Here is an 11,872-nt window from a genome sequence, read left to right on the forward strand (position 1 = left end):
CACCCCATCGACCGCTGCCCACAACGACTTCAACCGGAAGCTCACGCTGGCCCAGGAGATGATCCCCCTGATCAGCCAGCTGCACCGGGAGAACAACGCGGTAACCTCCATCTACGGGCGCCTGCTTGTCGGGGTGACCGACATCGACATCATCAAGGCGCACCGCTACGCGCGCCGCATCGTCGAGCGCGAGCTGCCGCTCGAGGAGACCCTGCCGATTCTCAAGGAGCTGGTCACCCTCGACCTCGGCACCTCTTCCATCGACCTCGGCCGCCTGGCAAAGAACTTCTCTCGCACCGAGGGCGTGGACCTAAGGGAGTTCCTTGAGGCGGAGCTCGCCGGTGCGATCGGGGCGCACACGGCGGTCGAGCCGCGCGACGTGGTGCTCTACGGCTTCGGCCGCATCGGCCGCCTGCTCGCCCGCATCCTCGTGGCCCGCGAGGCGACCTACGGCGGCGTGCGCCTGCGCGCGGTGGTCGTGCGCAAAAAGGGCGAGGACGACATTGTCAAGCGCGCCTCCCTGCTGCGCCGCGACTCCGTCCACGGCCCCTTCAACGGCACCATCTCGGTCGACCGCGACAACGACGTGATCTGGGCGAACGGCACCCCGATCCAGATGATTTACTCGGATGATCCGGCCTCGATCGACTACACCCGCTACGGCATCAGCGATGCGATCGTGGTGGACAACACCGGCAAGTGGCGCGATCGGGCGGGTCTAAGCCGCCACCTCGAGTCGGCCGGGGTGCAAAAAGTCCTGCTCACCGCGCCGGGCAAGGGCGACGTGCGCAACATCGTCTACGGCGTCAACCACGGCGACATTACTAACGACGCCTCCGATAACGTGCTCTCCGCCGCCTCGTGCACCACCAACGGCATCACCCCGGTGCTCAAGGTCATCAACGACCGCTACGGGGTGCGGCACGGCCACGTGGAGACGGTCCACTCCTACACCAACGACCAGAACCTGGCCGATAACTACCACAAGGGCCCGCGCCGCGGCCGCGCCGCCGGGCTGAACATGGTGCTCACCGAGACGGGGGCGGCCAAGGCCGTTTCCAAGGCCTTGCCGGAGTTTGAAGGCAAGCTCACCGGCAACGCGATCCGCGTGCCCACCCCGGACGTCTCCATGGCCGTGCTCAACCTGGACCTCGAGAAAGAGGTGGAAAAGGACGAGGTCAACGAGTTTATTCGCCGGGTGTCCACCGACTCGAACCTGCGCCAGCAGATCGACTACATCAACTCGCCCGATATCGTCTCCACCGACATCCTGGGCACCACCCACGCCGGCGTGGTCGACGGCCTGGCCACCATCGCGGCGGGCAACCACCTGGTGCTCTACGTGTGGTACGACAACGAGTACGGCTACTCCCACCAGGTGGTGCGCATTGTCGAGGAGATCGCGGGCGTGCGCCCGAAGATCTACCCGGCGCGCAAGGATCCGCGCGAGATCAGGTAGTCGACGCTGAGGCGGCCGCGAGCGCGAGGGCGCCGATAAGGAGCGCGACTCCGCCCAGCAGCTCGGCGGTGGCTGCCCCGGTTGCGGCGACGAAGGGGAACGGCACCCCCATGCCGGCGAAGGTCTCGGCGGTGCCGTCGAGGCCCCACTCGGTGAACTTCTGCCAGCCGTGGGCGATGAAGATGACGCCGATGATCACGCGGGCAACGACAAGGACTACGTCTTTGAAATATGACATGTCACCATTTAACCAATGGTGGCACTACTCCGCGCAAGCGGCCCCGTAGAACTCGACGAGCCGCTGCGTGGCCGAGCGCCAGGACCAGCGCTCGGCCTCGGCCCGCGCGGCGCGCGAGAACTCGCCGCGGGCCTGCGCGTCGGTGAGTAGGCGGGCGACCGGGCCGGCCCACTCGGCGTCGCTACGCTGCGGGTCCACCGTGTAGCCGGTGATGCCGTCGTCGATGACGTAGGGAAGACCGCCGGCGCGGGCCCCGACAACGGGGACGCCCGAGGCGAGAGCCTCGAGCGCGGCGAACCCGAGCGTCTCAGTTGTCGAGGGGAAGAGCAACACGTCGCCCGAGGCGTAGGCGCTGTGCAGCTGCGCCCCGGAGAGGTAGCCGGTAAAGGTGATCCAATCACGGTCCATGGTGCGCCTGAGCTCTTCGAGCTGCGGGCCGGCGCCGATGAGCGCGAGCCGGGCGGTGGGGACGCGCTCGCGCACCCGCTCCATGATCCCCAGCGTGCGGGCGGTGGATTTCTCCGCGGAGATCCGGCCCACGTAGGTCACGAGGGGGTCGTCGGGGTTGCCGCCGCTTAGCATGGCGCGCATGGCGGGCTCGCTTTTCGACGGCGCGAAGCCCACCGTATCCACAGCCTTCGGCCACACCTCGACGTTGTCGATGCCGTAGTCGCTCGCCTTCTCCAGCATCGGCGCCGAGGTCACGAGGTTGACCTTCGCGCGGGAGTGGAAGGTGCGGATCCCCCACAGGGCGGGCCGCCGCATCCAGCCGATACCGAGCTTGCGGGTGTACTCGGGCACGTCGGTGTGGAAAGAGGCGAGGATGGGGTAGCCCATCTTCTCCGCGATGAGCGCGCTCCACCCGGCCGTCCAGATCGGGTTGACGCAGTGGACGACGTCCGGGTCAAACGCCCGGAGCTCCCGGTAGATCCCGGGGTGGAGCGCACCGACGTGGTTTTCGGGGTAGATCGGCCAAAACGGCACGGAGGGAACTGTGACCACGCGGAAGCCCGCGTAGCTTTGCACGGGGTTGCCGGGGGCGAAGACGACGACTTCGTGGCCAAGCGCGGCGAGCTCGTCGAGGGTGCGGGTGATGCGGGTGACGATGCCGTCGATCTTGGGGAGGAAGACCTCCGTAAAAATCGCGATCCGCATCTACTTCTCGCCGGTAGGTACGCCCTCGGCCTGCTTCTTCGTCCACAGCGAGCGGGCCGGGATCTTCGCGCGGTCGACGCGGTGCGCGTAGCGCTCGGCGACCTCTTCGACCTCCTGGAGCAGGCCCTCGGCGAGCTTGGTTGGCTCCAGGCCCAGGCTGAGGAAGGTGTCGTTGGAGACGAACAGCTCGTTCTCGTCCGCCTCGTTGCGCGGGTTGGGGACGCGCTCAACGGATGCGCCGGAGATCTTCGCCACCAGCTCGGCGAGGTCGCGCACCCGGTGGGTCTCCGTCATCTGGTTGATAATCATGACCCGCTCGCCGCGGGCGGGCGGGTTGTTCAAGGCGATTTCGATGCACTTGGCCATGTCGCGGATGTGGATGAACGCGCGGGTCTGCCCGCCGGTGCCGTGGACGGTCAGCGGGTAGCCGATGGCGGCCTGCATGAGGAAACGGTTGAGCACGGTGCCGTAGTCGCCGTCGTAGTCGAAGCGGTTGATAAGGCGCTCGTCTCGCTCCGTCTGCGGGGTGTGGGTGCCCCAGATGATCCCCTGGTGCAGGTCGGTGATGCGGAGCTCGTCGTTCTTGGCGTAGTACGCGAAGATGTTTTGGTCGAGGACCTTTGTCAGGTGGTAGACGGACCCGGGGTTGGTGGGGTAGAGGATCTGCTGCTCTAAGACGTTGCCCTCGTCGGTCTCGACCTTGATATCGAGGTATCCCTCGGGGATCTTCATGCCCGCGGTGCCGTAGCCGTAGACGCCCATCGTGCCGAGGTGGACGACGTGGACGTCGAGGCAGGACTCGACGATGGCGACGAGCAGGTTGTGGGTGGCGTTGACGTTGTTGTCGATGGTGTAGCGCTTCGTGCGCGGGTTCTTCATCGAGTAGGGCGCGGCGCGCTGCTCGGCGAAGTGCACCACGGCGTCGGGGGCGAACTCGACGATGAAGTCGCGCAGGCCCCCGTAGTCCTGGGCAACGTCGATGTTGCGGAAGCCGATGGTTTTTCCGGAGACCTCCTGCCAGGCCTGGAGGCGCTCCTCGATGGAGGCGATCGGGGTGAGTGATTCTGCGCCGAGCTCCTCGTCGATCCTGCGGCGGGAGAGGTTGTCCACGATGACAACGTCGTGTCCGAGGTCGGAGAGGTGGAGGGACGCGGGCCAGCCGCAGAATCCGTCTCCGCCCAGAATCGCAATCTTCACTATTGACAGCCTTTCTCTTAAAAAACGCGCTCGCGCACCCGCTGCGTCGCCCGGGTGTCCCGCTCACGTTACCCGCTTACGAAGGTAGCCGCAGGCTATGCGGCGGGTCGCGCAGGTGAACGTCTGGTGACATTTTCGATTTTCGCTCAACCCGCCCGGTTTGGCGCGAAATCCGGGTATCGTCTCAAACATGGAACTAGCGCAGGATTCAGTCATCATCGTCGGCAGCGGGTTATCCGGCCTCGTCGCCGGCTACGAGGCCGTCAAGGCGGGCAAGCACGTCGTCTTCGTCGACCAGGAGAGCAGGGAAAACCTCGGCGGCCAGGCCTTTTGGTCCCTCGGTGGGCTCTTCCTCGTCGGCTCCCCCGAGCAAAAGCTCATGGGCGTGAACGACTACGAAGAGCTCGCCTGGATGGACTGGGAGAACTCGGCGGACTTCGACGAGACCGACAACGACAAGTGGCCGCGGCAGTGGGGCCGGGAGTACGTCCGCTTCGCGGCGCACGAGATGCACGGCTACCTGCGTAACCTGGGCCTTCGCATCGTGCCGACGATCGGCTGGGCCGAGCGCGGCTCCGGCGACGCCTCGGGCCACGGCAACTCCGTCCCGCGCTTCCACGTCACCTGGGGCACCGGCCCCGAGGTCGTGCGTATCTTCCGTGAGCCGCTGCTCGAGGCAGAGAAGCAGGGCAAGGTCGAGTTCCGCTTCCGCCACCGCGTCGATCGCATCCTCATCGAGGGCGGCCGCGCGTGCGGCGTGGCGGGCAAGGAGCTAGCTAGCGACCCCTCGGTACGCGGCGCCGCCTCCAACAACGAGGAAATCTCCGACTTCGAGCTGCGCGGCCTCGCCGTGGTCATCGCCACCGGCGGCATCGGCGGCAACTTGGAGAAGGTGCGCCGCATGTGGCCGGACGATCGTTGGGGGCCCTGCCCCGACGACCTGGTCACCGGGGTTCCCGAGTTCGTCGACGGCCGCGGCATCGACATCGCCGCAGACGCCGGCGCCAACCTGGTCAACACCGACCGCATGTGGCACTACCCCGAAGGCATGATCAACTGGGACCCGATCTGGCCGGGCCACGGCATCCGCATCATCCCCGGCCCCTCGTCGGTCTGGCTCGACGCCGCGGGCCACCGCCTTCCCACCAACCTCTTCCCGGGCTCCGATAACCTCGCGGCGCTCGCCCACATCGGCCGCACCGGCTACGGCTACTCCTGGTTCATCCTCAACCAGGCGATTGCCGATAAGGAGTTCATCTTCTCCGGCTCCGAGCAGAACCCGGACCTGACCGACAAGGAGATCAAGAAGCTGCTCGGCAGGATCGGCTCCGGCACCCCCGGGCCGATCAAGGCGTTCCAGGACAACGGGGTGGACTGGGTCACTGCGGACACGGTCGAAGAGCTCGTCGCGGGGATGAACGAGATCGGCAGCGTCGAGGTCGACGCCGAGCTGGTCCGCCGCCAGCTCATCGAGCGCGACTCGCAGCTCTCCAACGCGTTTTCCAAGGACATCCAGGTCAACTACATCCGCATGGCGAGGCAGTTCCTCGGCGATAAGATCGTCCGCGTCCACCCGCCGCACCGCATCCTCGACGAGTCGAAGGGCCCGCTCATCGCGATCCGCCTGCACGTGCTCACCCGCAAGACGCTCGGGGGCATCGAGACCGACCTCTCCGGCCGCGCGCTCCACCCCGACGGCTCCGTGTTCGAGGGCCTTTACGCCTGTGGCGAGGCCGCAGGTTTTGGCGGCGGCGGGATGCACGGCAAGAACGCGCTGGAGGGGACCTTCCTGGGCGGCTGCATCCACTCCGGAAAGCGCGTCGGGGAGGCACTCGGGCGAGCTTAGGCGGTGACCACGAAGGCGAGGTGGGTGCCGTCGATCTCGTAGCTGCCGGGAGTAGCCGGGAGCGTGCGCAGCTTATCGAGGCTCCCGCGCGTCACCGGAATGATCCACCCGAGGTTCGGGTCGAGCGCAGGGTCTTTGGCATCGCCCACGGGCACGAAGGTCACGGCGCGGCCTGTGGTGGGGGAGAGGCGCAATGGGGCGTCGATACGCCTGAGGCGGTTGAAGGAGTCGGCGTCGAGGGTGATCACGACGAGCAGCTCGGCGGTGTCCGGGCTGAGGTTCGCGGTGTGCACCTCGAGTCGGCTGGCCTGCGCCTGGTCGTAGCGCTTGTTCCGGCCGAGGAGCCCGCGCAGCGATTCGAGCAGTCCCATGCGCGCCAGCATAGCGCCTTTGAATGCACGGTACCCTCGTTCCCATGGACAACCTCGAGCGCGTCTTCGCCTACCGTTTCGGCGACATCTACAACCTCTACCTGGCCAAGGTCGAACGCAAGGGCAAGTCCCAACAGCAGCTTGACGACGTCTTGTGCTGGCTCAGCGGCCATAGCGTAGAAAGCCTTCACGAGGTTGCGGAATCCGAGGCCAACCTCCGCGACTTCTTCGCCTCGGTGCCCCAGTTGAACGAGCATGCAGCGCTCATCACCGGCGTGGTGTGCGGGGTGCGTGTCGAAGACGTCGAGGACCCGCTCATGCGCGAGATCCGCCGGATGGACAAGGTCGTCGACGAGCTCGCCCGCGGCAAGAACATCGAGCGCATCAAGCGGGTACCTAAGAAGTGACCGAGCAAGAGCCCACATCGCACCGCGCCGAGCTCGTCATCTCCTACGGCCCCGGCGAGGTCCAGGTCTCGTCCCCCGGCCACGTGCGCGCGAATCACCTCCATTCCGCGGGGTGGAAGCTGGTGGCACAAAAGGTCGTCTTCGACTTCGGGATGGACGCGATGGTCGATCGCGCGGCGGCTCTGACGTATTACACGGTGCTCTCTGCGGCGCCAACGGTGTTGGCGCTCTACTCAATTGCTACATTGCTTCTGCCGCGGGACGCCGCGGCCGTGGATGCGCTGCTCGGGGAGTTCGTGGTGCGTTACGTGCCACGGGATTTGGAAGATGAGGCGGCGCAGTTCTTGCAATCTGTGGTGGGGGAGCCGCGGCACAACACGCTCGCCCTCGTCGTCTCGATCCTGCTCTCGCTGCTTACCGCCTCGGCCTACGCGCGCTCGTTCTCGCGCAGCGCGAACGTCATCTACGGCCGCGCCGAGGGACGCAACATCTTCCTTATATGGGTGACGATGTGGTTGCTCACGCTCGTTCTTGTGGTGGGGGCCGTAGGACTGATATTTGCCTCCCTGATGCAGGAGCACCTGGTCATCGGACTGCTCACGCCCTTGGCTAGGCCGCTCGGGTTGACCGGGGTCGTGGAGTTTCTCACGCAGGCGTTCTTCCCCGTGTGGCGGTGGGTGCGCGTGCCTGTCATGGTCATCGTCGCGGTGCTCCTCGTCGCGTGCCTCTATTACTTCGCACCGAACGTGCGCCCCGGCAGGTTTCGTCTGCTCACGGTCGGCTCCGCGGCCGCCCTTGTCGTCGCCGCGACGGTGTGGACGGGTTTTAGCGCCTATCTCTCCGTGGTGGGTATCCGCAGCGCATACGGTGCGTTCGGCACGGCGCTCGTCGTCGTGGTGGTGGCGTGGGCGGTGAATCTGGGGCTGCTCGTCGGGGTGAAGATCGATGCCGAGGTGCTGCGTGTCAAGGAGCTTCAGTGCGGTTACGACTCGGTGCGGCGTATCCAGGCGCGGCCGCGGTCGATGGGGGCTGTGCGTTTCCGCCTCAAGGTGCAGCGGTGGATGGACCGCACTGCGCGTCAGGTACAGGAAGAAAACGCATAAGCATCTATTTACGAGTAGGCTCGGGGTATGACTCTCACAGATCCCCGCACCAAGTACCCCGTCATCTCCCCGCCCGAGCAGACTCAGAAAAACCCAGGCCTGGATGTCGAGATGATCCCCACCGCGGACCGCGGCGAGGATTCCTACGTCGGCTCCGGCAAGCTTGCAGGGCGCAAGGCCCTCATCACTGGTGGCGATTCCGGAATCGGCGCCGCGGTGGCCATCGCGTACGCGCGCGAGGGCGCGGATGTCGCCATCGCCTACCTCCCCTCGGAGGAAGAGGACGCCAACGTCATCGTCGGCCTTATCGAGGATGCCGGCCGCAAGGCCGTGGCCATCCCGGGCAACCTCGAGAGCCGACAGGAGTGTTTCGACACGGTGGACAAGGCCATCAAGGGCCTCGGCGGGATCGACATTCTGGTCAACAACGCGAGCCGTCAAATCTCCCACGACAACTTCCTCGACATCTCGGAAGACGAGTGGGACAAGACGATGAAGACCAACATTTACGCCCCGTTCTATCTGGCCCAGGCCGCCGTGCCGCATATGGAGGCGGGCAGCTCGATCATTTTCTCCTCCTCGATTCAGGCCTACGATCCCTCTGCCCACCTCGTGCACTACGCGGTGACGAAGGCTGCGATGAACAACATGTCGAAGGGGCTGTCCATGGCGCTGCTCGCGGAGAAGGGAATTCGCGTCAACGCGGTGGCGCCGGGGCCGATCTGGACGCCGCTACAGCCTTCGCTCGGGCAGCCTATGGAGAAGCTGACGCAGTTCGGCCAGGATTCGGAGATCGGGCGCGCCGGGCAGCCCGCCGAACTTGCCGGTGCCTACGTCTTCCTCGCCTCCGAGGACGCCTCCTACGTCTCCGGGGAGACGCTCGCGGTGACGGGTGGAGCGCTCACGCCGTAGTCTTGAAGGCATGATCGACGCCCGCGATACCGCTTTGATTATTGAGGGCGGCGGGATGCGTAACTCCTACACCGCACCCGCCGTCGTCAAGTTTATCGAGGAAGGCGTGCGCTTTGGCTGGGTTGGTGGGGTCTCCGCGGGTTCCGTCCACGCGGCGAACTACGCTTCGCGTGACGCGGAGCGGGCGAAAGCGGCGTTTACGGACCTCGTCTCCCACCCGAAGTTCGGCGGGTGGCTCAAGCTCGTGCGCGGCCAGGGCTACTTCAACTCCGAGTTCATCTATGGCGAATCTGAAGCGCTGCTGCCATTCGATTTCGAGGCGTTCACAGCCAGCGAGGTCGAGCTGCACGTTGAGGCGATGCGAGCGGATACGGGGGATACCGTCGCGTGGACGCGGCGCGATTTCGCGCGGCGTCCCGACCTCATTTTCCAGGCCACGCGCGCCTCCTCGACGGTGCCGAAGGTCATGCCGATCACGCTTATCGACGACGCTCCCTACGTCGACGGCGCCCTCGGCGAGTCGGGTGGTTTGCTTATCGACGCCGCGCAGCGCGCTGGGTTCGACAAATTCCTCGTCCTGGCCACACGTCCCCGTGACTTTGTGAAGAATCCGATCGCCCAGCCGGCGGCGGTGCGCCGCTTCTTCCGGCGCTACCCGGCGATCGGCGAGGCCCTCTTGGAAAGGGCGCGTCGCTACAATGCGTCGAAAAGCAAGATACTGGCCGCTGAAGCCGCAGGCCGCGCCGTCGTTCTCTTCCCTGACGACATGCAGGTCGAATCCACGGAGCGTCGCCTCGCGCGGCTGGACGCTAACTACCTCGCAGGCGAACGGCAGGTTGAGCGTGAGTGGGCCAGGTGGGAGAAGTTTCTCGCCTAACCCTGCTCGATGCGCGCGAAGGCTGTACGATTTATTAAAAATCCGTACGGTAGGAGGGAGTGAGAGCGCATGTCGGAGAGAGCAGGCGACGTCGTGATCGTAGGTGCCGCGCGCACACCATTTGGTAAGTTGCTGGGCGGGCTATCCACGCTGAGTGCGGTCCAGCTAGGAAGCCGCGCGATAAGGGGGGCGCTGGCGCAGGCCGGGGTCCCCGGCACGAACATCGACGCTGTCATCCTCGGGCAGGTCTTGCAAGCCGGGGTAGGGCAAAATCCGGCGAAGCAGGCCGCTCTCGGCGCCGGGATCAGCCCGGCTGCACACACGTCCACGGTGAACAAGGTCTGTCTCTCCGGGCTGACCGCGGTCATCGACTCGGCCCGCCTAATCCGCTCCGGAGAGGCGCGTGTCGTCGTCGCCGGCGGCATGGAATCGATGACGAATGCCCCACACATCTTGCCCGGCGCCCGCGCGGGCGTGAAGTTTGGCGCCATCGAGGCGATCGACCATATGGAATACGACGGCCTGCGCTCCGCCGAGCTCGGTATCTCCATGGGGCTGCTCACGGAACAATTCGCCGCATCCTTTCCCGTCGATCGCGCCGACCAGGATCGGGCGGCGGCCTTGTCCCACCAGCGCGCCCGTGCCGCCACGGACGAAGGGATCTTTGCCGCAGAGGTCGTGCCTGTGACGATCAACCGCAAGGGTGAGGTGACCATTGCTGCCGACGAGGGAATTCGTGATGGGGTTACCACCGATTCCCTGAGGAAGCTGCGACCCGTGTTCTCCTCCGAAGGCGAGATCACGGCGGGTAATTCTTCGCCACTTTCCGACGGCGCCGCGGCAGTGGTGCTGACCACCCGGGCGCATGCGGAAGAGGCTGGCTGGCAGGTGCTGGCTACCCTGCGAGCACCGGGACAAGTCGCCGGGCCCGATGCGTCGCTGCAGGCCCAGCCGGCCAACGCTTTACACGCCGCACTGATCCGGCAGGGCTGGAGGATCACTGACCTCGACCACATCGAGATCAACGAGGCTTTCGCCTCCGTATCGGTCCACTCCGCCCGGGCGCTGGGGGTAAACCCGGAGGTGGTCAACCCGCACGGCGGGGCGATCGCGCTGGGGCACCCGATCGGTGCGTCCGGGGCCAGACTGGTGGTCCACGCCGCCCATAGCATCGCTGCCGGTGCGGCTCGGAGAGCCGGCGTTGCACTCTGTGGCGGCGGGGGACAGGGCGAAGCACTACTTTTGGAGGCATAGCATGACGACAGAAATCCTCAACGAGGTCCGCGGCCACGCGGGAATCCTCACGCTGAACCGTCCGCAGGCGCTCAACGCGCTTACCCTGGAAATGATCCGCGAGGCCCGCCGCGTGGTCGATGGGTGGGCCGCAGACGACGCGGTGGAACTCGTGGTCATCCGCGGCGCGGGCGAGCGTGGCCTGTGTGCCGGCGGTGACGTGGCTGCCCTCTACCGCGACGCGATCGCAGGAGGTCACGAAGGGGAGACCTTCTGGCGCGAGGAATACGAGCTCGACTACACGATCGCGGCCTTCCCCAAACCCGTCGTAGCCTTGATGAGTGGCATCGTGCTGGGTGGCGGAGTGGGCATTTCCGCGCATGCCTCGCACCGCGTTGTCACCGACGACTCCCGCGTTGGCATGCCCGAGGTCGGCATCGGTTACTCCCCAGACGCCGGTGGGTCATACCTGCTCTCCCGCGCGCCGGACGGGCTGGGGCGCCACCTCGCCTACACGGCGCTGCACGTCGGTGCCGCGGAGGCGATCGACACCGGGTTCGCCGACGTGTTTGTGCCTTCCGGGAGTCTGGACGGGCTCGTCGATACGCTGTGCGAAACCGGTGATCCGGGCGTGATCGCCGAGTTTTCCCGCGAGATTGGCCCCGGCTTCGGCACGGAGCGCGGCGAGATGGTCGAGATCTACGGCGACGCGCACGACCCGGTCGAGATCCTTGCCAGGCTAGACGGTTGTCATTCCGAGTGGGCCGCAAAGGCCGCGAAGGTGATGCGCCGCAACTCTCCTCTGGGCATCCGGGTCACGCAGCGCTCGCTGGAGCGCAACCTTTCGCTCGACTTAGCGGGCACGCTCACCCAGGAGTTCTGGATGTCGCTCAACATGCAGCGCCATCCCGAATTCGTCGAGGGCATCCGGGCCCAGGTTGTCGAGAAGGATCGCTCACCGAAGTGGACCTACGCCTCGCTTGAGGACGTCCCTACCGACCTCCCCGATTCCATGTTCGAGCCTATTTCCGGCCCGACCCCGCCTGATTTCAGCCACCCGAAAGGAAAATAGAG

12 protein-coding genes are annotated in these 11,872 nt (G+C 66.0%); 8 read left to right on the forward strand and 4 right to left on the reverse strand.

What is annotated here, in order from left to right; genetic code table 11:
- Positions 1-58: 58 nt before the first annotated feature.
- Complete coding sequence (locus tag C3E79_RS03685; protein ID WP_235840650.1) at positions 59-1,459, forward strand: glyceraldehyde-3-phosphate dehydrogenase; 1,401 nt, start codon at positions 59-61, stop codon at positions 1,457-1,459.
- Here the strand turns inward: C3E79_RS03685 and C3E79_RS03690 are convergent.
- Genes C3E79_RS03690 through C3E79_RS03700 form a run of 3 tightly spaced genes read right to left on the reverse strand, consistent with a single transcriptional unit; the run spans position 1,452 to position 4,049 of the window.
- Positions 1,452-1,697, reverse strand: coding sequence for a DoxX family protein (locus C3E79_RS03690; protein WP_108403686.1), 246 nt, complete (start codon positions 1,695-1,697; stop codon positions 1,452-1,454). The two genes, C3E79_RS03685 and C3E79_RS03690, sit on opposite strands and share 8 nt — an antisense overlap.
- 24 nt (positions 1,698-1,721) lie before the next feature.
- Complete coding sequence (locus C3E79_RS03695) at positions 1,722-2,852, reverse strand: glycosyltransferase family 4 protein (protein ID WP_108403687.1); 1,131 nt, start codon at positions 2,850-2,852, stop codon at positions 1,722-1,724.
- Complete coding sequence (locus C3E79_RS03700) at positions 2,853-4,049, reverse strand: NAD-dependent epimerase/dehydratase family protein (RefSeq protein WP_108403688.1); 1,197 nt, start codon at positions 4,047-4,049, stop codon at positions 2,853-2,855. It abuts the gene before it with no gap.
- Between the two features lie 190 nt (positions 4,050-4,239).
- Here C3E79_RS03700 and C3E79_RS03705 point away from each other — a divergent pair, with 190 nt between their 5' ends.
- On the forward strand, positions 4,240-5,895 hold the full coding sequence (locus tag C3E79_RS03705) for an FAD-binding dehydrogenase (protein ID WP_108403689.1): 1,656 nt from the start codon (positions 4,240-4,242) through the stop codon (positions 5,893-5,895).
- Here C3E79_RS03705 and C3E79_RS03710 read toward each other — a convergent pair.
- On the reverse strand, positions 5,892-6,266 hold the full coding sequence (locus tag C3E79_RS03710; protein WP_146183392.1) for a hypothetical protein: 375 nt from the start codon (positions 6,264-6,266) through the stop codon (positions 5,892-5,894). The genes C3E79_RS03705 and C3E79_RS03710 overlap by 4 nt on opposite strands.
- Before the next feature lie 44 nt (positions 6,267-6,310).
- On the opposite strand from C3E79_RS03710, the gene C3E79_RS03715 reads away from it, so the two are divergent.
- The 6 genes from C3E79_RS03715 (at position 6,311) to C3E79_RS03740 (ending at position 11,870) form a co-directional block, all read left to right on the forward strand.
- Complete coding sequence (locus C3E79_RS03715; protein WP_108403691.1) at positions 6,311-6,673, forward strand: DUF2200 family protein; 363 nt, start codon at positions 6,311-6,313, stop codon at positions 6,671-6,673.
- Entirely contained in the window at positions 6,670-7,776 is a 1,107-nt protein-coding gene (locus tag C3E79_RS03720; protein ID WP_108403692.1) for a YihY/virulence factor BrkB family protein, read from the forward strand. Before C3E79_RS03715 ends, C3E79_RS03720 begins: the two co-directional genes overlap by 4 nt.
- A gap of 27 nt (positions 7,777-7,803) precedes the next feature.
- Complete coding sequence (locus C3E79_RS03725) at positions 7,804-8,688, forward strand: SDR family oxidoreductase (RefSeq protein ID WP_108403693.1); 885 nt, start codon at positions 7,804-7,806, stop codon at positions 8,686-8,688.
- Positions 8,689-8,698: 10 nt separating this feature from the next.
- On the forward strand, positions 8,699-9,565 hold the full coding sequence (locus C3E79_RS03730; RefSeq protein ID WP_108403694.1) for a patatin-like phospholipase family protein: 867 nt from the start codon (positions 8,699-8,701) through the stop codon (positions 9,563-9,565).
- A 69-nt stretch (positions 9,566-9,634) separates the two neighbouring features.
- Positions 9,635-10,819 carry an acetyl-CoA C-acyltransferase gene (locus C3E79_RS03735; protein WP_108403695.1) on the forward strand — a complete coding sequence of 395 codons (1,185 nt, stop codon included), beginning with the start codon at positions 9,635-9,637 and terminating at the stop codon, positions 10,817-10,819.
- Between the two features lies 1 nt (position 10,820).
- Complete coding sequence (locus tag C3E79_RS03740; protein WP_108403696.1) at positions 10,821-11,870, forward strand: enoyl-CoA hydratase/isomerase family protein; 1,050 nt, start codon at positions 10,821-10,823, stop codon at positions 11,868-11,870.
- Positions 11,871-11,872: the final 2 nt, after the last annotated feature.

The sequence above is a fragment of the Corynebacterium liangguodongii genome (assembly GCF_003070865.1).
GTDB classification, from domain to species: domain Bacteria; phylum Actinomycetota; class Actinomycetes; order Mycobacteriales; family Mycobacteriaceae; genus Corynebacterium; species Corynebacterium liangguodongii.